Below are 21,285 nucleotides of genomic sequence, written 5' to 3'. Positions count from 1 at the left end.
ATTATTCCTTAGGCTCTACTTGCTCTGGGCGAATAGTACGAATAAACCAAATCATACCGCCAATTAGGAAGAACGAACTAAATGGAAGTATCAGTAGGCCGTTACCTTGATACCAACCACCATTCGTCACGAGTGGTAAAATTTCAAAACCAAGAATTGTACCAAAACCAGCTAATTCTTTAATTGTGCCGATTACGATAAGGATAAATGAATAACCTAAACCGTTTCCGATACCATCTAAGAAGCTCATCATAGGAGGTGACTTCATAGCATATGCTTCAGCACGCCCCATTACGATACAGTTGGTAATGATCAAACCTACGAATACCGAAAGCTGCTTAGATATTTCGTATGAATAAGCTTTCAATACTTGGTCAACAACAATTACCAGTGATGCGATAATCGTCATTTGAATGATGATCCGTACACTTGATGGTATTTGATTGCGTATAAGAGAGATAAACAAGTTAGAAAACGCAGTAACTGTAGTCAATGCCAAAGACATTACCAAAGCGGTTTCTAATTTTGTTGTAATTGCCAATGCAGAACAAATACCAAGTACATGTAGAGCAATGGGGTTACTGTCTAATATCGGCCCTAACAGGGCTTTTTTCATTTCTTTAGTGTCAGCCATTGTCGTGCCCTATGATTTCCAAGATTGCTTTTTAAGGTAATTGCCGTAACCGTTTTCACTTGCCCAGTACTGCAATGTATTTTGTACCCCATTACTAGTTAACGTAGCACCAGAAAGTGCGTCAACTGCGTATTGGTCATCTTTATTTTCGCCTTTGTTAACTTCAATAGCGACGCTACCGTTGTTATAAAGCTTCTTACCATCCCACTTAGCCTGCCACTCTGGGTTTTGAATTTCGCCACCCAATCCTGGCGTTTCTTTGTGTTGGTAGAAAATCAATTCGCGAATAGTTTGGCCATCATTATCTAGCGCAAGGAAACCGTACATAAGATCCCACAAACCACTACCATGAACTGGCAAGATGATACGTGATACTGAACCGCTTTCATCTTTAATCAAATAAACACTCGCAACATTTGCACGACGAGAGAAACCAACATTGCTGCCTTCTACCTTAGTACTTGTTTCAGCCGCTTTCGAGATGCGACCATACATGTTGTATGGCTTGCCATCGTCGTTTGGTTTTTCAACGTATTGACCAGTAGCCAGGTCGACATAGCGCTCTTCTACTTTTGCGTCATAAACTGTCGCGATGTCTTTTTTAGTCTTGGCTTGGTCAATTAAACCGGCAGCCGTAAGGATATTGGATTGTTTATCTAGCGCTGCGTTCGTTTGTTGCAATTCACGCAGACCTACTGCAGCACCTGCAACGATAACTGAACAGACTAAACAAACAGCAACAACAATACCTACTGTTTTTCCTAACGTTTCTTTTTTAGCCGACACGTGCAATCCTCCGTTTAATATTGCTTTGCGCTACGAAGTAATCGAATAAAGGCGCCCATAAATTAGCAAATAAGATGGCTAGCATAATCCCTTCTGGGAATGCCGGGTTAATAACTCGTACCAAAACGGTCATCACGCCAATAAAGAAGCCGTAAAACCACTTGCCTTGATTCGTGAATGAAGCAGAAACTGGGTCGGTCGCCATGAAGAACATACCAAACGCTAAACCACCAATAACAAAGTGCCAGTAAAAAGGCATTGCGTAGATAGATGATGGATCAGTAGCAAAGATGTTAAGTAACAAACTAAAGAACGTTACCCCTAAAGCAACACCCAGCACAATTCGCCAACTGGCGATGCCTAGATAAATAATGAACAAGCCGCCCAACATAATCATCAAGCTGGAGACTTCGCCAACAGAGCCTGGAATATTACCCAAGAATGAGTTCATCCAAAGTCCCATATCTGTGAAATCCATTTGACCGTTAGCAGCATTGCTTAACCATGTTGCGCCAGAATAGCCGTCAGCTAACTCTGCTGCAATCCAAGGTTGGTCACCAGAGATTTGAGCCGGGTAAGCAAAGTACAAAAATGCACGTCCAGACAAAGCTGGGTTCAAGAAGTTACGACCCGTACCACCGAAGATTTCTTTGGCGATAACGATACCGAAAGTAATACCTAGAGCAACCTGCCACAGAGGAATAGTCGCCGGTAAGGTTAGAGCGAACAACACGGACGTTACGAAGAAACCTTCGTTAATTTCGTGTTTTCTTACCGAGGCAAACAATACTTCCCAGAAACCACCAACAACAAAGGTTGTGGCGTAAATTGGAATGAAGAAACAGGCGCCATACAACATCATAGAGAAGATGCCTGAGTCACCATTTAGGCTACCGCCTAAGAATGAGAACAAGCCTGCTTGCCAACCGTCGTAAAGACCGCCACCAGCTTCAATCGCTATTGATGCTTGAAGACCCACATTGTACATACCATAAAACATAGCTGGAAATGTAGCCATCCAAACCATGATCATGATGCGTTTTAAATCGATGCTATCTTTAACGTGCGTATTCGCTTTATTTACTTTACCTGGAGTATAGAAAATAGTTGCGGCAGCTTCATAAAGTGCATAGAACTTTTCGTACTTACCACCTGGTTCAAAATCAGGTTCGATGTTTTCTAAAAACGTTTTTAATCCCATGACTTAACCCTCGTCTTCGATCTTGGTTAAACATTCACGCAATACCGGACCGTAATTATACTTACCAGGACAAACGTAGGTGCAAAGTGACAAATCTTCTTCATCTAATTCCAATGCACCTAAGCTGCTAGCGCCGTCGCTATCACCTGACAATAAGTCGCGTAATAACAATGTTGGAATGATGTCTAAAGGCATTACGCGCTCATAGTTGCCGATTGGCACCATTGAACGGTCAGAACCATTAGTGGTCGTCGTCATGTTGAAGAGCTTCTTCGGTGACAAGTGACCAAGATAGGCTCGTGTTACTGAGTGTTGGTTTGAGCCAGGCATTATCCAACCTAACAATTTCTTCTCAGAGTCTTCTACAAGCAAAGAAATTTGGTTGTGATACCTACCAATGTAAGCATGTGGACCAGCCGCTGTTGTGCCGTTAAGGACTGAGCCCGAAATTGCTCTAACAGTGCCTTCAATTTTTTGATCCGCAACCAGTTCATCTATGCTCGCACCTAACACAGTGCTGATCAATTTAGGTGATTTAGCTGCAGGACCAGCAACAGAAACAACTTTCGTTGAATCTAACTTGCCAGTTTTTAGTAAATAACCAAAAGCAATAACATCTTGATAACCTACGTGCCAAACAAATTTGTTCATGCCAACTGGGTCAAGATGATGAATGTGCGTACCTACTAAACCAGCAGGATGTGGGCCAGCAAATTCGTTAACGTCAACTTTAGCATCGCCCACATGGATATCAGCACCAGGTGCTTTACTAACAAATACTTTACCGTCGGTTAGTTTACCCAGAACTTTCAAGCCGAAAGCAAAGTCTTCTTTGCGTTCAGAGATAATGATTTGAGGGTCTGCAGCTAGTGGATTAGTATCCATCGCAGAAACAAAAATAGAAGAAGGTGTTGAACCTACTTCTGGGTTTTTGCTAAATGGACGGGTTCTAATCGCAGTCCATGCACCTGACTCAACAAGCAACTCGCTAATTGCATCGCGTTCAGCGGAAGCTAGAGATGCATCATCAAATGAAGTGAAGGTAACTTCCTCATCACCTTGAAGCTTGATCACGACAGACTGTAAAACACGTCTAGCACCGCGGTTAACTTCAATCACTTCACCTGCTGCTGGAGCGGTAAATTTAACACCTGGGTTTTTCTTGTCTTCAAAAAGCAGTTGCCCTTTTTTGACAAGATCACCGACTTTTACATGCATCGTAGGACGCATGCCGTTATATTCTTCACCAAGGACGGCGACTTTCGTTACATTCGGTCCTGGGTGGACCTTCTGCTCCGGCGCGCCTTCGATAGGAAGATTTAAGCCCTTCTTGATTTTTATCATACGTAATTGACTACTCTAATTTTAAGATACCAATTCTAATCAGCCTGTCGGCAATTCATCGTTCAAGCCGATTAAAATTTGTTTCTACTTCGCATTGTTAATTGAATTGAGCTAAATAGACTTCTAGCACAGCTTCAATCGCTTAATTACTTCTAACACTCAATACTGCGCAAAGAAAAACAAACCTACTTTTCAAACGCTATTTTTAACGCGTAAAAGACTAATTAACGTTATAAAAAGCTCCCACATAACAAAAATAGTAGGCCCTACACTTAGGTCTACCTTCGTCCATGTTTTTATTATAATTATGTGCCTTACAACATCACTGAGTTGGAGTTTTTGAAGAAAATACGAATTTCTTCCCCCATCTAGCAATGGATCGGCGCGATTTTAGCATTAATGAGGGTGAAAAGGCTATGCCAAAAATAGCAAATACAGCAATTTAATTGCTGTAATGTGAACAAAATCTTCCACTTAACTATTGAAAAATACCGTCACGCACTCTTATGTAGTGCGTGACGAGCTTACTCAACAGAACCTTTTTACTCTTTTGCTGACTATTTATCTCGCGCCATTTTTATGAAGCTACGTTTTAAATATTACGACCAATCTACTACAGGGTTAACATCGGCTTCATAATCAACACCTTGAATATCGAAACCGAATAGGTTCAAGAATTCGTGATGATAACCAGCGTAATCGCTTAATTCATGGAAGTTATCCTGAGTGACTTTATCCCATAGTGCTTTGATTTTTGCTTGTGTCGCATCATTCGTCTCCTTACCTTCCATGTGGTAACGATTCATGTCGTCAGTTGCTGGGGCCTTGGCATACAAGCAACTTGTAAACAGGCCTTCAATTTGTTCAATACAGCCCTCATGAGTACCTTCTTCTTTCATCACTTTGTAAATTAGTGAGATGTATAAAGGCATTACTGGTATGGCAGAGCTAGCTTGAGTGACGAGTGCCTTCAATGAAGATACGTTGGCGCTGACATTCTTGCCTTTAAGCTTATCAATGATAGCAGTAGCTGCGCGGTCTAAATCTTCTTTGGCGAGGCCAATTGTTGCTTGACCATAGATAGGCCAAGTAAGCTCTTTGCCGATGTAGGTGTATGCCGTTGTTTTTGCATTTTCGGATACGACACCTGCTTCATTCAGCATCACCATCCAACGTTCCCAATCTTCACCGCCCATAACTTTAACTGTTTGGTCAATCTCGTCTTGGTTAGCTGGCTCTAGTGTAATGTCATGAACTTTATCTTTGTCCGTATCATAAGTTTTAGTTGTATAACCTTGACCTACTGGCTTCAGTGTCGATTTGTATACTTCACCCGTATCTGGATCTGTTCTTCTTGGTGAAGCTAAGCTGTAGATGATCAGGTCAACTTGGCCTAGGTCCTTTTTGATCTTTTTGATAGCGGCTTTCTTAATCTCATCTGAGAATGCATCGCCATTCATAGTCTCGGCGTACAAACCTTCAGCTTTTGCTTGCTCGTGAAATGCAGCAGTATTATACCAACCAGCCGTACCGGTTTTGCGTTCTGAAGGCTCTTTTTCAAAACAAATACCTAAGGTTTTCGCACCGAAACCGAATGCGGATGTAATGCGGGAAGCCAGGCCGTAACCTGTAGAACAACCAATCACTAGCACATTTTTCGGACCTTCAATTTCAGCTTTGGCCTTCACATTTTGTGATTTTACGTAGTTGATTTGGTTTTCAACGCTTTTTGCGCAGCCTACAGGATGGGCATTAGTACAGATGAAACCTCTAATTTTTGGCTTGATGACCATAATAACTTCCTTTTTTATCGCACAATTTAATTAAGCGCGATTGATTAAATGGCTGATGGCATTGATGCGTCAACGCATAAGTAGAATTTAACAATTCTGGACATTCTACTCACCATCAGCTGATATATCTAACAAACCCGCGCATTCTAGTGCCATTAAGGCAATAAACAAATCAGATCAGATCGAAAAGTTACTCTCGATTTTCAAAATACTCTTGTTCAGACACTTTGTGATAAGCCTTTACGTCTTGTAGAAAGGCATCATATGAGGCATAAATTTTATCAAACATGGCATCTTCTGAGCGCTTTTGTTTAATGACTTTTGCGGTGGCTAATTTTAATGCTTGCATGACATCTTTTGGTAAAGGTAGCATCTCAATATTATGCTCATCTAACAATTGCTTCATTGCATTTGGGTTTCTAGCGGTGTATTCGTCTAGCATGTCTTGATTAGCTGCGCGTGTAGCAACTTCGACGATCTTTTGTAGGTCTTTAGGTAAAGCGTCAAATGCCGCCTTATTTACCGTAAATTCAAGCAGTGTGCCTGGCTCATGCCAACCGCTGTGGTAGTAGTATTTTGCCACTTTGTGCAAACCGAAGGCTAAATCGTTGTATGGACCTACCCACTCAGTCGCATCAATCACGCCCGTTTGCATGGCAGTGAATAACTCACCACCGGTTAACGTAATTGGTAAGCCGCCCACTTCCTTAAATACTTCGCCACCCAAACCAGGGATGCGCATTTTTAAACCTTGAAAGTCATCTAAGCTATTGATTTCTTTTTTAAACCAGCCAGCCATTTGTGTACCAGAACTGCCACCGGCAAAAGGAATTACTCCGTATGGTTCATATAACTCGCGCCATAGCTTCATGCCGCCGCCGTAATGTAACCAAGCGTTCATTTCTGTTGCATTCATACCAAACGGAATAGACGCGAAAATAGGTGATGCCGGCATTTTACCCTTCCAATAATAAGCACCTGCATGGCCCATTTGAACACTACCACTGGAAACTGCATCAAAAACTTCAAAGCCAGGTACAAGTTCGCCAGCACCGTAAACTCGCACTTCCATGCGACCGCCGGACATGTCATTCACGTATTCAGCAAAGGTTTCAGGCCCTTTACCTAAGCCAGGAAAGTTTTTAGGCCAAGAGGTAACCAATTTCCATTTAATGGTTTCGGTGGGTGCAACACTGCCAGCTGTATTTGCGGTACCTTCACTTTTCCCGCCGCATGCAGCTAATCCTAATACTGCCGCAACTGCAAATAACAAACTCAATGACGTTTTCATTTCTACTCTCCGTTAAAAATAAATCTAGTTGTTAGCGTAAACAAGCGATGGCAACCAAGTGACTATGTCTGGCCAAATTGCCATTAAAACTAGTAATACTAGTTGAATGATAATAAACGGTATCACACCTTTGTAAATCTGCTCTGTTTTGACAGATTCTGGCGTAACACCGCGAAGATAAAACAAAGCAAAACCAAAAGGGGGTGTTAGGAAACTAGTTTGCAAGTTTACTGCAATCATAATTCCTAACCAAACTGGGTCCATTCCCATGACAAGTAAGATCGGAGCGATGATAGGCACAACAACAAATGTAATTTCAATAAAATCGAGTATAAAACCTAAAAGAAAAATCACCACCATAACTAACAACATCGCGGTAAATGCACCACCCGGTAAATCGTTGAAGAATTCTTGTAAGAGTTCTTCACCACCAAATCCGCGAAAGACCAATGAAAATATCGATGCGCCAATCAGAATTAGAAAAACCATTGATGTGACTTTTGTCGTTTCTCGCACCACATACTTGGTATTACTAGTATTTATTTGTTTCTTGAATAAAGCAAGGAACACCGCGCCAATCGCGCCGACGCCAGCAGCTTCTGTTGGTGTCGCCTTGCCAGTTAATATTGAGCCAAGAACAGCGGCAATAAGGAACAAGGGTGGTAGAAGAGCCGTGAGTAGTTCTTTTAAATTCGCGTGTTCGCTTTCCTGACCCTGAACTGGCACTTGGCTTGGGCTAAACTTACTCACTGCCCATAAATATAATAGGTAGAAAATAACTAAAATTAAGCCTGGTACAATGGCTCCTACGAATAAGTCACCCACCGACACACTTTCTGGCGAGAATATGCCCATATCCAGTTGTGCTTTTTGATAGGCGCTTGATAGTACATCACCAAGTAAAACTAACGCGATAGAAGGCGGTATTATTTGCCCTAAGGTACCTGTCGCACAAATTGTGCCTGTTGCCAAAGAAGTTGAATATCCACGTTTTAACATTGTTGGTAAAGAAAGCAGGCCCATGGTGACCACTGTTGCACCAACAATTCCGGTACTGGCAGCCAGCAACATCCCAACAAGAACAACCGAAACGCCCAGTCCCGTTTTAAAGCGCCCTAACAAACCTGACATTGCGACTAATAAATCTTCCGCAATTTTGGACCGTTCCAGAACAACACCCATGAATACAAACAGGGGGACTGCAACCAAAGTTTGATTATTAACAATACCGAATAAGCGACTTGGCGTTGCCAATAAGTAGCCAGCATCAAAAACACCTAAACTTATTCCGATACCAGCAAAGAGGAGCGAGGTTCCAGCTAAGGTTAAAGCGACTGGGTAGCCGAGTAGCAAAACACAACAGACAACTAAAAACAAAACGAGAGAAAGGATTTCCATTATTTAGCGACTCCCATTAGGAGCAAACTTTGCTTAATGACTTCAGAGATCCCTTGCAAGAGCATGGTAATAGAAAAAAGAAGAATGAATGATTTTAAAATATATAAGAATGGCAGACCGCCTGATTCCATTGATGATTCGAGTGTTTGCCACGACTCAATCACGTAATGCCAACTGACAACAGTGATAAATACCATCACAGGCAATAACAAAAACAATGTACCTAAAAGATTGACGAGTGCTTTCTGTTTTTCACTGAAGCGTCTATAAAACACATCAACCCGAACGTGTCCGTCATCTTGCAAGGTATAGGCGCTTCCGAGCAGAAAAACAGCTGCATGTAGGTAAATTACTGACTCTTGCATGGCTATCCAGCCTAGATTAAAGCCATAGCGCAGCACGACAACAACAAATGTAATAACAGCCATAAAAAACGTTAAATAGCTAATTCCTTGCCCGAGTTTTTTATTAACAAGATCAATGACTGTTGATACAGTTGAAACAGTACTTATTAACGACATGGCATTTCCTAGCCTTTGATTTTTTTAGCAAATATTAACAAAGCTAAACTTGTAAGCAACGAAAATACACGTACTTTTTAGTAGTTAAACTTCATAGACCAGTGAATTAGCAATTGTTAATCAATATGCATTCTTATCAACAAAGCCTTTCAATACTGTTTTAATAATAATCTTAATGTCCAACCAAACTGTCCAGCGGTGAATATAGTCCAAGTCGTATTCAACTCGCTTGACCATTTTATTCACTGTCTCTGTTTCACCTCGAAAACCATTGATTTGAGCCCAGCCGGTGATTCCCGGTTTTACTTTGTGGCGCAACATATAGCCTTCGATCAACTTACGATACTCTTCATTATGAGCTACAGCATGCGGACGAGGGCCTACAATTGACATGCGTCCTTGCAATACATTTATGAATTGTGGAAGCTCATCTAGTGACGTGCGACGAAGGAACGCGCCAAAGGGAGTAATTCTCGCATCGCCTTTAACGGCTTGCTGAACTTCTTGGCCATTATCAAGGGTTGTCATTGTTCGGAATTTATAAACTTTTATTTGCCTACCGTCTAAACCATAACGGTTTTGCTTAAATATTGCTGGGCCCTTCGATGTAAGTTTAATTCCTATAGCAATAAGAACCATAGGAAGTGCTATCAAAGCGAGTATGCAAGAGCCAATGATGATATCCTCAGCTCTTTTAAGGACGTTATTTGCTCCTTGGAACGGTGTATCGAAGACACTCAAAGTTTGCACTGAGCCGACCGTTTGCCAGCGAGCATTAAGTAAATTATAAATAAAGAAATTTGGAATAATATATACGTTGCAAGTGGTGTCACTGCAACGATTTAAAATTTGCATGATTCGCGTTTCAGCACTCATAGGCATTGCAATGTAGATGAAGTCTATTTCACCGCGATTAGCCGCCTGTAAAGCATCTTCAACGGTACCAACCAAATGCCGGATGCACTCTTCAGAAAGCCGACTCGGATCACGATCGTCGTATATGCCTTGAAGTCGGATTCCTAAATGCTCATTTTCAAGAATTTGCATGGCAAGATTATGACCGGCCGGTGTTGCACCAATAACTGCCGCATACCGAGAGTTTCGCCCTTTCTTACGCAAAACAAACAAAAACTCTCTAAATACGATTCGCCATGCAGCTAAAGCCGGATAAGTGGCAACGAGCCACATTAAAATAGTGACTTCACCATAGGCAGCCAAAGAAGGAAAAAAATAAGCAAAACCAATGATACCTAAACCAGTTACAGTCCAGGTTAGCGTTGTGTATTTGATAAGAGTAGTCGTCGGCTGAGTTCGCCATGACCTATATAAATCAAGTGCCTCAGCAGTAACATTGAAGCCAATGATACCAAAGAATAGCAAAATGACACTGGACGCTTCAATGTTGACGTTGCGAGCAGATAAGATTAGAAAATAAAGCGTCGTAATAACAATAAGGTCAACAAGACGATAAAGCGTCGAAAAGCTACTCTTATGCGACTGAATAATGCCAGCACTTCTGCCTCTACTGGTTGACTCTTTTCTCATTTTAATTCCTGCACAAACAAAGTAATTCCCTCATAACACCTTTCGCCAAGCGACTTTAAATAGCGCTACAGAGCAATATGATAACACGACAAATTGGGATTTGACTTCAATTACCATAATAAGAAGCTAAGTTTGATTCACTGGTAGCCAATTTGTACATTGTTTTAAGCGCAAGGGATAGGATACAATGAGCGCTTACGAGAAAGATTGGGTAATGATGTAAACCTTTTGCTCAAACTAGTGGTAACGAAAACAAGGTCAAACATCACTAAGTGTATGCTTTGATTAGCAGCATTCACAATTATAAAAACAAAAAGGGCAAAGGAATGAAGTTATTGAAAGTTACTTCCGCTATTTTATGCGCACTCACTAGCATAGGCATAAGTGCACAACAGTTTGAAGATGCAGCCAGCATAGAACTCGGTAGTTTCGACCTTACCCCAACTCTCGATGTTGGTTTTCGTTACGACGACAACGTTATCCGCTCGAATACCGATAAAATAGACAGCTGGTCACAGATAATTTCACCTCAAGTGGTGTTACTCAATAGCTTCGGCTCTAGCCAAGTGCGGTTTGGTTATCGTTTGCGAAATGAACGTTTCTACAGCAGTGAACAAGACAACTATACCGATCACTTTTTAACTGCCGCTGTTGATTTTGAATTGAATTCTCGTCATCGATTAGATATCGGAATTGACTACACTGACGGTCACGAAGATCGTGGTACAGGCTTTTCAATTGGTAACGCTCAAGCACTCGCCACACCCGACAAGTTCAAGCAAGGTGAGTTTGATATCTTATATTCATACGGTGCGTTTAATGCCGACGGGCGTTTAGAAGCTAATTTCAATATTACCAACCGCGATTATGATTTAAACACGCCACAGTACATGGCTCGTGACAGAACCTTCACGACACTAGGCGGTACTTTTTTCTACCGAATTGGCGCGGCAACTGATGCGACTTTCGACATTCTTTATAAAGATGTAAATTACAAATTCGACATCAACTCAGCTTCCCCACTCGATAGTGAGCAGCTCTCCTATCTTGTGGGTTTGAAATGGGAAGCGACATCCAAAACCTCAGGTTTTGCTAAAATAGGTTATCAAGAAAAAGATTTCCATTCGCCTTTGCGTGAAGACTTCGATGGCATTGATTGGGCAGCAGGTGTTATTTGGGAACCAGTTGAGTATTCAACTGTCGAATTCACTACCCGCAACGATACGAACGAAACAAATGGCGAAGGTAACTTTATCCACGGCCGCGATTATCAAGTAGAGTGGCGACACGAATGGTTAGAAAGATTACGCAGTTCAGCTTCTTATACTTGGGGCACCGACACCTATGAAGGTCAAACTGGTGACTTCGGGGTACGTGAAGACGATTTAGTAAGATTTAAAGCTTCTTTGTATTATCAGTTCAGACGTTGGGTGAATATCGAAGTTGGTTACATTTATGACCAACGTGACAGCAACCGTTCAGCCATTGAATACGACCGAAATCAGTTTATAATCAACGCATTATTTACACTGTAGTCGTTTGAAAATAAGGAATTTATGAAGTTGAATTTCCCTTCATTTGTAAGATATTTAGTACTACTATGTATGTCCATCCTTGCTGTCTGTACAAGTGTGCAGGCACAAGTTAACGCAGATTTAAGTCAATACACCTTAGGTTCTGGAGACGTAGTTAAAATCACTGTGTTCGGCCAAGATGACTTAACGGTGCAAACTCGACTATCTAATGTAGGCGTTATTAACTATCCCTTTCTAGGCGACATCAACCTTGTCGGTTTAACTGTAAATGAGGTTGAAAGTAAAATAGATACAGGTCTTCGCGGAGACTACCTAGTCAATCCATCTGTTTCAGTTACGGTGCTGGAATACCGCCCATTCTTCATTGATGGTGCCGTTCGGCGCGCTGGCGGTTATCCCTATCAGCCAGGCTTATCCGTAAACAAAGCGGCCGCTATCGCTGGCGGATATACTGAGCGAGCTTTGAAAGAAAAAATTATTATTGTCAGAAGAATTGCTGGCGTTGAAACTACTATAGAAGCTTCTGCATCGGATACTATATTGCCAGGCGATATCGTTACCGTGCAGGAACGCTTTTTCTAAATTTAGAGAGTAATATGTCGTCGCGTGCTAACGAGCAAATTGAAGCAAAACTGATTGATACAGATATCATCGACTTTGGACAATATTGGACAACCGTTAAACGCTACCTATGGCGGATCCTAGGCTTAGCTTTACTTCTAACGATACTCGTTACCCTTGTCGTTTTATCAATGACCCCACGCTATATTGCTACCGCCTCACTTCTTATTGAAGCCGAACAAGCCAATGTTCTGTCGATAGAAGAAGTGTATGGCCTCGATTCTAGCCGCAAGGAATACTTCGAAACTCAGTATGAAATATTACGGTCTCGCCATATTGCTGAGAAAGTCGTGAATGAGCTGAAACTATATGAAAACCCGCTGTATAACCTTGACGTTATCAATGCAAACGAGGATGGAATGTCATCCTATATAAAGTCCGCTCAAAACTTTGTTAGAACTAGCCTCCCATTTTTACCTCAACAAGATGAAGTCGTAAAATCGGAAGAGGAGTTGCTTGCAGAACGCAAATCATATGCCGTTAGTCAGTTAATGGAATATATAACAATTAGTCCGTTACGAAATACTCAAGTAGTGAATATTTCATTCGAGAGCGCAGACGCAAAATTATCAGCACTAGTCGCAAACACCTTGTCTGACGTTTACATAGAAAACTACTTAGAAAGTAAGTTAGATATGACAGCCAAAGCAACCACTTGGCTCAATGAAAGTTTACAAGGATTGCGCACCAAGCTAGATGTCGCAGAGAAAAACTTATCGGATTTTTACGAACGTGAGCAACTAGTCGACATCGATGGTGTTGTGGGATTGGCTTCAGAGCAACTGCAGCAACTAAGTGATCAACTTATCGACGCACAAGTTCTTTTGCAACGTAACAAAACAATCTACGAACAAATCAATCAATCTGGTGCTGACTTCGCCCTGCTGTCTAGTTTGCCTGAAGTGCTTAACCACCCCTCTATTCAAAACATTAAACGTGAGGAAGTGGTTGCGGAAAGCAGAGTTTCTGAATTGAAAGAAGTCTACGGCCCGAAGCATCCTAATATGATTGCAGCCATCGCAGAGCTCACATCAATTAGAAACAGTATTCGTAATCAAATTACCGTACTTATGTCGGGTATCACCACCGAATATCGAACCGCTCAAAATAAAGTAGCCGCATTGAAAAAAGATGTTGAAGCCGCCAAAAGTGAATTTCGTAAACTGTCTAGTTTAGAAAACCAACGTAAAGCACTGCAACGTGACGTAGACACCAATCAACAGCTTTACAATTCGTTTTTCACGCGCTTGAAAGAAACGGATCAATTAGGTGGCTTCGAATCAGCAAATGCACGCATACTTGACTCAGCAACACCGCCAAGCAATCCAGCGAAGCCGAAAAAAGGACTCATTATTGCAGCAGCGTTCGTATTAAGTTTGGGTTTGGGCGTATTTCTAGCATTATCACTTGAAGCACTCAACAGTGGCATTCGCTCAGTTGATGATGTCGAGCGTAAGCTCGGACAACGTATGCTGGGTATCATTCCATGGCAAGCACACAAACGAAATCAGAATCTACCGTTGCGCCACTTCTTCGACAATAGCCATCACATGTTCAGTGAGGCAGTTAGAACATTGCGGACAAGTTTGCAATTATTGAACCTCGACAAACCATCACAAACGGTATTGGTCACATCGAGTGTTCCACGCGAAGGAAAAAGCACCGTCTCAATCAACTTAGCGTTTGCTATGGGCCAACTCAGTAAAGTGTTATTACTCGACACTGACTTGCGCCGTCCGACACTTGCAAAACAATTTGATCTTCCCGGTTTTCAACCCGGCTTGTCTAATTTAATTGCTGGGACTCACACTCTTGAAGAATGCATAGTCACGGACGAAAAATCGGGTATCGACTTAATTTGTGCGGGAAGTTCACCGCCAAATCCACAAGAGCTTCTGGCTTCAGAACAATTTACTCTATTGATGGCAAAACTAAAGACGCAGTATGAACATATCATTGTCGACAGCGCGCCAACTCAAGCCGTGAGCGATGCTGTTATCGTTTCTAAGTTATGCGATTCAGTGGTATACGTTGTTAGATCGGATAGCACCAGTTTCAAAATTATCAACAACGGTTTATCTCGCTTTATGCAAATTGGACATCGAGTAGATGGTGTGGTGCTGAATCAAGTAGACTTGAAAAAGGCCAAAAAGACTGGTGAATACTCTGGCTATTATGATCAGTACGGCTACAATAGCTATCCTTCGGAATCACAAAAGTCTTGATAGATCTTCACAGCCATATTCTTCCGGGAATTGATGATGGTGCGAAAACACTAGAGGATGCTGTTGCACTCGCCATGCATTCACACGAATGCGGTGTTACTCACATGGTCTGTACGCCACATATTCACCAAGGCGTATTTGACAATAACATAACCAGTATTAGCACCGCTTTTAATCAGTTGCTTATTGCCCTTAAAGAACAAAACATTCCACTTAAATTAGCGTTCAGTTGTGAAGTGCGAGTCACACCAGATATATTAACTTGGGTCGCTAGCAACTCACTACCCTTTTTAGGCGAATGGGAAGGCAAAAAAGTTCTATTGTTAGAACTACCACACAGCCATATTCCACCAGGTATTGAAAACCTTGTACGCTGGTTATTGAAAAATAATATTCAACCTGTCATACCCCATCCAGAGCGCAACCGTGACATCATAGCTGATTACAATAGGATATTATTCTTAAAACGTATTGGCTGCTTGTTTCAAGTGACTGCAGGCGCATTTATAGGCCGCTTTAACGAACAAATTCAAAGTCTCGCTGAACAGTTACTTGCTGAAGACCTCGTTTCTTATGTGGCTTCCGATATGCATAGTATTAATCGACGCCCGAATGATATGCAGGCTTGTAAAGAGGCGATCACACAGCTTAGCAACACTGACACTGCAAACAAGCTTGTTTTTGATGTACCATCAGTTATCACTCAAAACCTAGTTTGGCAATAATACTGCCAGCACACCGAGTAGAATCGCAACCGTGCCATTAAACATGAACAAACAAATTAAATGGGTCACTCTAAAGTGTCGTAAGTATTTATTCGTTTTTTCATTCGGTTTCATCGCTTTACTTGGCTTGTATAACACTGTGAATTATGGCCTTGCTAGCTTGAACTTCTACTCTGTTCAAAACACCTTGTCAGCTTGGCGGACAAATAAACAGTTACTTACTGAAGAAAGCTACAGCAAAGCAAAGCAAGTGATTGCAACAGCGCGACAGCGACATCCTGGGCACCCCCTTTATATAGATCTCCTAGCACAAGTGTATGAGTGGGGAGCGATTGCAGGATATGAGGATAGACCCGCTGCACTTGAAGTATCGAAGCAGCTTTATCTGAAAGAAACTAAAATGCGCCCTACTTGGCCCGTCAGCTACGCTTCTTTGGCAATGAATAAGTGGCTTACAAATGAATTTGATGCTGAATTAGTCGAGTACCTAAGATTAGCAAATAGGTACGGTCCCAAAAAGGCAGAAGTCAACGTTGTATTTGTAGAACTAGGTTTAGCCTTATACGCAGGCAACCATCCTTTTTATAATGAACTTCGACCTTATATGAGTGAACGACTTTCTCAAGGTATGCGCAATCCTCAGAGCAGAGAAAGAGTCTTATTTGCTATCGAAAATCATAAGGCAAAAAGAACCGTATGCCGTTGGTTAAAAGATACCGATGAATTTGTTAGCCACAACATATTGAGATGCAATAATACGTAGTGCTGCGCCACTGCCTGATGAATAGAGTTCAGACGAATACAAGTTTGTGCAAGCAAATCAACACTAAGAGGTTTGTTTTCGTCTATTTAGTTTCAAGCTACTTATAACCATACTCAAACCTAAGAAAACCACGAAGTAACTCGCATTAGCAAAAGCCTGCAGCGGAAAGTCGACTGTCATATGTAGCAACATCCCAATAATCACCATGCAACAAGCAAATGAAGCCCCTTTAAAAATAGAGTTTCGCCGATAGCGCATAGCACGCACAGATTTATAAAATGCGAGAAAAACTAGCAAGGCTAAAATGCTGATTCCGGGTATACCATATTCGATGGTCATCTGCAGAAAGTCGTTATGTGCATGGTCGTAAAATGAGTGCACATCGCTGCTTTTATAAGACGGGAACACACTATAAAAACTGCCAGCGCCCGTTCCTGATATCGGATAATCAATTACCATAGGTAACGCATCTATGATGACTTCGTCCCTGCTTTCGCGTTGCAAAGAAGTTTCAGTAAGACGTTGCTGCACTTTATCCAAACCAAACCAAGCACTCACAATAACTAAATCGATAACAAACATACTTATAATTAAAATAGTTAGGCCTTTGCTTCGCTGCTTCACTAATAGTAGCGCCATTAGTCCAACGATCGTCATAGAAACAAAGAATGCGGTATTACCCATTCGAGATCGCGACATAACCAATGCTATGACCATTATCGCTAAACTGATACGTATTAGTGCTTTACTACCTAACATGGCTGTTGCGACAGAGCGAAGCCACTCTTTACGCGAATTCAACTTGTCTTTTTGTAAACTTGTTACCATCAAGCCTATGCCAGCCGCTAAACACATCATCAAGAAATTTGCATAGTGGTTCCGATAAACGAAACTCCCAGTCGCAGACTCGCTGACATCAATGCCAAATACTAAACTAGTTTGAGAGCCTAGAAGTATTTCAAGTGCTCCGTAAACAGCTTGGACAGTGCCTGCCGCGACCATAATTGTAAGTAATAATTTAATTCTCTTCTCGTCATTCACTAGTAACAAAGTACAGATAAATAAACAGAAGTAGGCCAATAGTTTGAAAAAGCTTATGGCGCTTTGCCCAGGATCAAGAGAGAAATAAAAGGTGGATACATTAGCCAAAACTTGAATCTCATGAGCTTTCGGGGAAATGATTGAAACTAAAACCTCCGGCATAGGGATGACTTGAATACAAGCAACAATGATAAATGCCAACCACAGATATACCATCTTGAGGTACGTGCCCACTCCCAACCATCTGTTGTCTCTATAGTGCCATACACAAGCAAGTGACAGGCCAAAAATAAGTATCTGTAGAAAACTCCACGCCCATGGTCTATTTGCTCCCAGCGGTAATGGAAGAATGAAAATGATACTCAAGAGGACATAAAAAAGTATGTTTGATGTTTTACTTTGCAATTTTAATTTTTCTTTTTATTTGCGTTAAAATTATATACAAAAAAGCCCCTTAATTAAGGGGCTTAAAATAAGTTAATCATCTTTCATCAGGGGCAATAGCGAGCTTAGTTTGATGAAGCCGTTGTATCACCGCCGCCAGTGCCACCAGCACCAACGCCAGAACCAACAGGCTGTACCGGCTGAGATACCGTTGTACCAGCTGCCGTAGCCACTGATACTCTGCTAGGGTCAGCACCCGCTTGCAATGCCGCAATTAATGCGTCGTCAGGCGTTATCACACCGGTCAATGCAGCGCCGTCTAATACTTCTTGGGAAAAGTCTGGATATAACACAACGCCAAGAGTAATGACTTCAATCACTTTTTCAGGATATTCTTCGATGAGCGTTTTAGTAACATCAATTAGACTATTAACAACTACCATTTCACGGTAAAAAGCGTTTGATAGCGTTACATTAAATGCCACTGCCGACTTCGCATCAGGTGTAAGAGTGGTATCATCTTTTGTCATAGATTGATCGATAGCACCAGATATAGCTTGAGGAGTTGTGCTGCCGCGTTCCATCAATTGAACAACAACATCATGCAAACGATTACCTGGTTGTACTTCATCACCAAATAAACTAGCTGTGTTAATTTGCTGTGCAAAAACAGTGAAAGCGCTCAGCGAAAGCAAGAGTGCACAGGTGATAAAACGACGCATAATATAATTCCTTAAATATGTTGAGGCATACTTCGCCACAATGCCTAATTTTAGAGAGCATTGCTCATTAAAGCAACCTATTAATAATGAACAAAACCAAGCCGCTGCATGAAGCTTGGTTAAAATTCCAGAAACTAATCAATATTTGCCTTTGGCGCACCAATGAAATAGCCTTGCTGAAAGTCGACATGAGCCCCTTTCAACCAATCAGATTCTTCTAAACTCTCCACCATTTCTGCAATAACTTGAATATTCAAACCATGCGCAATGGACACCAACGATTGGACGAATAGCTGGTTATCAGGTTCATTGTGAATGTTTCGAATAAAACGCCCGTCTAATTTTAAGAAATCAGGTCGAATGTCACGCAAGTGAGTAATACCGGCTAATTGTGCACCGAAACGTTCCACCGTGATTCTTACACCAGCTTGCTTCAACTGCGTCACAAAGCCGGATAATTGATTCACATCATTCACCAATGCGCGTTCAGGAATTTCGAGTACCAATTTTTTGCAAATGTCGCTATTTTTAGGTAATTGAGTTAAAAACCAAGTTTGAAAGTCTGCGTCCAACATAGAGACGCGAGAAATATTAATTCCTACCGATCCTTGTGCCGCTGGAATTTGCTCCAAAGCCTGAGAAAGTATCATTTGGTCTAGCTTTTCTGCGAAATCCAATCTTACTGAAGCGGGAACTAATTGTGCCATTGGTAAAGATTCGCTGGTCGTTTTGTTAGGCAAACGTGCAAACCACTCCTCATACAAAAGCTCATCTTTAGCTGAAACAATTGGTTGCTTAGCAAAGTCAGCAGTGCCTAACTCAATTAATGCCTGGATTTTTTCACGCCATTCCTCGTTGCTTCTTGAGACAGTTAGATTAGACGCAAGTTGCCAGCGAGTTGATGAAGTACTAGCAATGGCAAGTGCACTGTCTACTTTTTCCATTGTTGCTTTTACGTCATCACCGCACAAGAACTCAGTTGCTCCCGCGTGCGCAGTTCCTTGCTCATATTCTGTCTTTTCCAAACGTAAGAAGCTGGTAGATAGCTCCTCAAGCAGCGTTTCACACTTCTCTTTAGCGCAATCTTCAATAACGAGAGAAAAATCAGCGCCATTTAATCGATACAGATTAAAGTTAGGGAATGATTGCGAAGTTACTTTCTTAATAGCGTCACAGACACTCACAATATAGCTATCGCCTACTTCGCCGCCGAACGCACGATTAACATGCGCCAGGCTACTGCATCGAATAATGATTAAGAAACCCTGAGAATGCTGTTCAGAATCAGTCAGAATTTGTCTTAATGCCAGCTCAAACGCACGCCGGTTACCAACCTTTGTTAGGGTGTCAGAATAGGCAAATTGACGATACTTTTCAGACTGTTCGCTTAATTGCGTGAACATTTTCGATAACTTCGTCGACATGCTGTTAACAGCTTTGACAAAGGTACTTAACTCCGGAGTACTTGGGACATGCTTGACTGTTCCAAAGTTTTTATTACTGATAGCCTCAACCTGCGTGACGACGTCAATTAATGGGCGTGTAATGAGTCGAACCATACCCCACACAAAAATCATCGCCAACACAAAAATAACCACGACAAGCCAAAATGTATCTACTGTATTTCGCCAAAGTTGCTCATAGCCAAACCCCGGGTTACTCGTAACTTGCAAACTACCAGCAATCTGCCAACCGGTATTTAAATTAGTTGTCGCAACAGGTGCGTTTATTACAAACATATCCATAAACCAATCAGGGATCGTTTGCATGGCCTTGGGGTTTTTCTTTTCCAGAATAACGTTGCCGTCGGCATCACTTAATTGAATAGATTGATAATAACCGCGATCAAAGATAGCGTTTGTCATCGTTTCGATAATAGGAATATTTTCCTCATCACCGACATAAGGAGTAATAGACAGACCTAGTGACGTTGCGGTGTCTTGAGCATGGGATGCCAGCTGTTGCTGAATGAAGTCGCGCGTATTATTCACATTCACCCATAAAGTGCCTATGAATACTAAAAAGAGCACCACAAAAAAACCAATTCCAAACTGTTTAGCTAACGACATGCGTTGCTTCCTTCCTTTAAAATGCGTTTATTCGCAACACGCAAAACTTGCTAAATACTGTCACCCTGTACAAAGTGATTAAAGCTCGTGTTTCATTCGTTTTGTTAGATCTTGCCATAAACTATTATTGTTTTTCGACTGTAAACGTCTTCCCTGCCCTTGTGACTTAGCATGCCACAAACCATCTCCATTGAAACTGTAAATTGGAATCAAATCTCTTCTTTGAGTGGCTGGTAATATTCTTCGATTGATATTATCCAACACTAAAGGAACTGATTTGGGTGTTTCGTAGTATGCCAGTACCATGTGCGCTTGGCGAGGTCTAGTCGCGGTAACGTACATTAAGCGCAGCTTCTTTTCTGAAACACCTAAAGCGATTAAACTGAAGTATTTAGCGATGGTGAAATCTTCACAGTCACCGGCATTACTAGCCAGGAACTCGATGGGAGTGGCCCAATAGTCATTTTTTCCCCAATGCGCTTTATCATCGACAAAATCTATATCATTGAAAAAACGATTAATTTCATATAGTTGATCATCAATAGGCTTATCTTTTTGCTGTTCCAGCAATGATTGCCAATCGCGAACACGCGCTTCGGCTTCTTGGTTGTATTGTATGTTGATGGACTGGAAAAGTTTTTCGGTGAAGCTTATTTCGGACAGGGCGAAGCTTCCTGGCATTATGAG

General features: G+C 41.7%; 18 protein-coding genes. 5 read left to right on the top strand and 13 right to left on the bottom strand.

Annotation, left to right across the window (positions count from 1 at the left end; all coding sequences use genetic code 11):
• Position 1 precedes the first annotated feature (1 nt).
• The 9 genes from ACKLNX_RS10655 to ACKLNX_RS10615 form a co-directional block, all read right to left on the bottom strand.
• Positions 2–634 (bottom strand): NADH:ubiquinone reductase (Na(+)-transporting) subunit D, encoded by a 633-nt coding sequence (locus tag ACKLNX_RS10655; RefSeq protein WP_411695154.1) that lies wholly within the window; start codon positions 632–634, stop codon positions 2–4.
• Between the two features lie 9 nt (positions 635–643).
• The gene (locus ACKLNX_RS10650; protein WP_412972348.1) at positions 644–1,420 is read right to left on the bottom strand and encodes a Na(+)-translocating NADH-quinone reductase subunit C; all 777 of its coding nucleotides are present in this window, start codon (positions 1,418–1,420) and stop codon (positions 644–646) included.
• A complete protein-coding gene (locus tag ACKLNX_RS10645; RefSeq protein ID WP_412972347.1) occupies positions 1,410–2,621 on the bottom strand; it encodes an NADH:ubiquinone reductase (Na(+)-transporting) subunit B in 1,212 nt (403 codons plus the stop codon). Before ACKLNX_RS10645 ends, ACKLNX_RS10650 begins: the two co-directional genes overlap by 11 nt.
• A gap of 3 nt (positions 2,622–2,624) precedes the next feature.
• Entirely contained in the window at positions 2,625–3,965 is a 1,341-nt protein-coding gene (locus tag ACKLNX_RS10640) for a Na(+)-translocating NADH-quinone reductase subunit A (RefSeq protein ID WP_411695157.1), read from the bottom strand.
• A gap of 599 nt (positions 3,966–4,564) precedes the next feature.
• A complete protein-coding gene (fabV, locus tag ACKLNX_RS10635; protein WP_412972346.1) occupies positions 4,565–5,758 on the bottom strand; it encodes an enoyl-ACP reductase FabV in 1,194 nt (397 codons plus the stop codon).
• 190 nt (positions 5,759–5,948) lie between these two features.
• Positions 5,949–7,049: a TRAP transporter substrate-binding protein gene (locus ACKLNX_RS10630; protein ID WP_412972345.1), complete on the bottom strand. Its 1,101-nt coding sequence runs from the start codon at positions 7,047–7,049 to the stop codon at positions 5,949–5,951.
• A 24-nt stretch (positions 7,050–7,073) separates the two neighbouring features.
• A complete protein-coding gene (locus tag ACKLNX_RS10625; protein WP_412972344.1) occupies positions 7,074–8,447 on the bottom strand; it encodes a TRAP transporter large permease in 1,374 nt (457 codons plus the stop codon).
• A complete protein-coding gene (locus tag ACKLNX_RS10620; RefSeq protein WP_411695162.1) occupies positions 8,447–8,968 on the bottom strand; it encodes a TRAP transporter small permease subunit in 522 nt (173 codons plus the stop codon). Before ACKLNX_RS10620 ends, ACKLNX_RS10625 begins: the two co-directional genes overlap by 1 nt.
• A gap of 120 nt (positions 8,969–9,088) precedes the next feature.
• Entirely contained in the window at positions 9,089–10,513 is a 1,425-nt protein-coding gene (locus ACKLNX_RS10615; protein ID WP_412972343.1) for an undecaprenyl-phosphate glucose phosphotransferase, read from the bottom strand.
• A gap of 326 nt (positions 10,514–10,839) precedes the next feature.
• On the opposite strand from ACKLNX_RS10615, the gene ACKLNX_RS10610 reads away from it, so the two are divergent.
• The 5 genes from ACKLNX_RS10610 to ACKLNX_RS10590 are packed head-to-tail and all read left to right on the top strand — an operon-like array spanning position 10,840 to position 16,382.
• The gene (locus ACKLNX_RS10610; protein WP_412972342.1) at positions 10,840–12,048 is read left to right on the top strand and encodes an outer membrane beta-barrel protein; all 1,209 of its coding nucleotides are present in this window, start codon (positions 10,840–10,842) and stop codon (positions 12,046–12,048) included.
• Positions 12,049–12,069: 21 nt separating this feature from the next.
• Complete coding sequence (locus tag ACKLNX_RS10605; protein ID WP_412972341.1) at positions 12,070–12,630, top strand: polysaccharide biosynthesis/export family protein; 561 nt, start codon at positions 12,070–12,072, stop codon at positions 12,628–12,630.
• A gap of 14 nt (positions 12,631–12,644) precedes the next feature.
• Complete coding sequence (locus ACKLNX_RS10600) at positions 12,645–14,894, top strand: GumC family protein (protein WP_411695166.1); 2,250 nt, start codon at positions 12,645–12,647, stop codon at positions 14,892–14,894.
• Complete coding sequence (locus ACKLNX_RS10595; protein WP_411695167.1) at positions 14,891–15,619, top strand: tyrosine-protein phosphatase; 729 nt, start codon at positions 14,891–14,893, stop codon at positions 15,617–15,619. The genes ACKLNX_RS10600 and ACKLNX_RS10595 overlap by 4 nt, the downstream gene beginning before the upstream one ends.
• 43 nt (positions 15,620–15,662) lie before the next feature.
• Positions 15,663–16,382, top strand: coding sequence for a VpsP family polysaccharide biosynthesis protein (locus ACKLNX_RS10590; RefSeq protein WP_412972340.1), 720 nt, complete (start codon positions 15,663–15,665; stop codon positions 16,380–16,382).
• 63 nt (positions 16,383–16,445) lie between these two features.
• Here the strand turns inward: ACKLNX_RS10590 and ACKLNX_RS10585 are convergent, their stop codons facing one another.
• The 4 genes from ACKLNX_RS10585 to ACKLNX_RS10570 form a co-directional block, all read right to left on the bottom strand.
• Positions 16,446–17,828, bottom strand: a complete 1,383-nt coding sequence (locus ACKLNX_RS10585; RefSeq protein WP_412972339.1) for an O-antigen ligase family protein — start codon at positions 17,826–17,828, stop codon at positions 16,446–16,448.
• A 104-nt stretch (positions 17,829–17,932) separates the two neighbouring features.
• Complete coding sequence (locus tag ACKLNX_RS10580) at positions 17,933–18,529, bottom strand: hypothetical protein (RefSeq protein ID WP_411695170.1); 597 nt, start codon at positions 18,527–18,529, stop codon at positions 17,933–17,935.
• 134 nt (positions 18,530–18,663) lie between these two features.
• Positions 18,664–20,598: an EAL domain-containing protein gene (locus ACKLNX_RS10575; RefSeq protein WP_412972338.1), complete on the bottom strand. Its 1,935-nt coding sequence runs from the start codon at positions 20,596–20,598 to the stop codon at positions 18,664–18,666.
• Positions 20,599–20,676: 78 nt separating this feature from the next.
• Positions 20,677–21,279, bottom strand: a complete 603-nt coding sequence (locus tag ACKLNX_RS10570; protein WP_412972337.1) for a transglutaminase-like cysteine peptidase — start codon at positions 21,277–21,279, stop codon at positions 20,677–20,679.
• Between the last annotated feature and the right edge of the window lie 6 nt (positions 21,280–21,285).

Source organism: Glaciecola sp. MF2-115, from assembly GCF_047250385.1.
Classification (GTDB): Bacteria; Pseudomonadota; Gammaproteobacteria; order Enterobacterales; family Alteromonadaceae; genus Glaciecola.
Note: the sequence above shows the minus strand (reverse complement) of the source record. Positions and strands in the feature narration are given on the sequence as shown.

Bases quoted from the DNA above. Each gene is read 5' to 3' on its own strand.
- ACKLNX_RS10630 (WP_412972345.1), bottom strand. From the start codon at position 7,049: ATGAAAACGTCATTGAGTTTGTTATTTGCAGTTGCGGCAGTATTAGGA.
- ACKLNX_RS10620 (WP_411695162.1), bottom strand. From the start codon at position 8,968: ATGTCGTTAATAAGTACTGTTTCAACTGTATCAACAGTCATTGATCTT.
- ACKLNX_RS10625 (WP_412972344.1), bottom strand. From the start codon at position 8,447: ATGGAAATCCTTTCTCTCGTTTTGTTTTTAGTTGTCTGTTGTGTTTTG.
- ACKLNX_RS10600 (WP_411695166.1), top strand. From the start codon at position 12,645: ATGTCGTCGCGTGCTAACGAGCAAATTGAAGCAAAACTGATTGATACA.
- ACKLNX_RS10575 (WP_412972338.1), bottom strand. From the start codon at position 20,598: ATGTCGTTAGCTAAACAGTTTGGAATTGGTTTTTTTGTGGTGCTCTTT.
- ACKLNX_RS10570 (WP_412972337.1), bottom strand. From the start codon at position 21,279: ATGCCAGGAAGCTTCGCCCTGTCCGAAATAAGCTTCACCGAAAAACTT.
- ACKLNX_RS10580 (WP_411695170.1), bottom strand. From the start codon at position 18,529: ATGCGTCGTTTTATCACCTGTGCACTCTTGCTTTCGCTGAGCGCTTTC.
- ACKLNX_RS10615 (WP_412972343.1), bottom strand. From the start codon at position 10,513: ATGAGAAAAGAGTCAACCAGTAGAGGCAGAAGTGCTGGCATTATTCAG.
- ACKLNX_RS10590 (WP_412972340.1), top strand. From the start codon at position 15,663: ATGAACAAACAAATTAAATGGGTCACTCTAAAGTGTCGTAAGTATTTA.
- ACKLNX_RS10605 (WP_412972341.1), top strand. From the start codon at position 12,070: ATGAAGTTGAATTTCCCTTCATTTGTAAGATATTTAGTACTACTATGT.
- fabV (WP_412972346.1), bottom strand. From the start codon at position 5,758: ATGGTCATCAAGCCAAAAATTAGAGGTTTCATCTGTACTAATGCCCAT.
- ACKLNX_RS10640 (WP_411695157.1), bottom strand. From the start codon at position 3,965: ATGATAAAAATCAAGAAGGGCTTAAATCTTCCTATCGAAGGCGCGCCG.
- ACKLNX_RS10655 (WP_411695154.1), bottom strand. From the start codon at position 634: ATGGCTGACACTAAAGAAATGAAAAAAGCCCTGTTAGGGCCGATATTA.
- ACKLNX_RS10645 (WP_412972347.1), bottom strand. From the start codon at position 2,621: ATGGGATTAAAAACGTTTTTAGAAAACATCGAACCTGATTTTGAACCA.
- ACKLNX_RS10610 (WP_412972342.1), top strand. From the start codon at position 10,840: ATGAAGTTATTGAAAGTTACTTCCGCTATTTTATGCGCACTCACTAGC.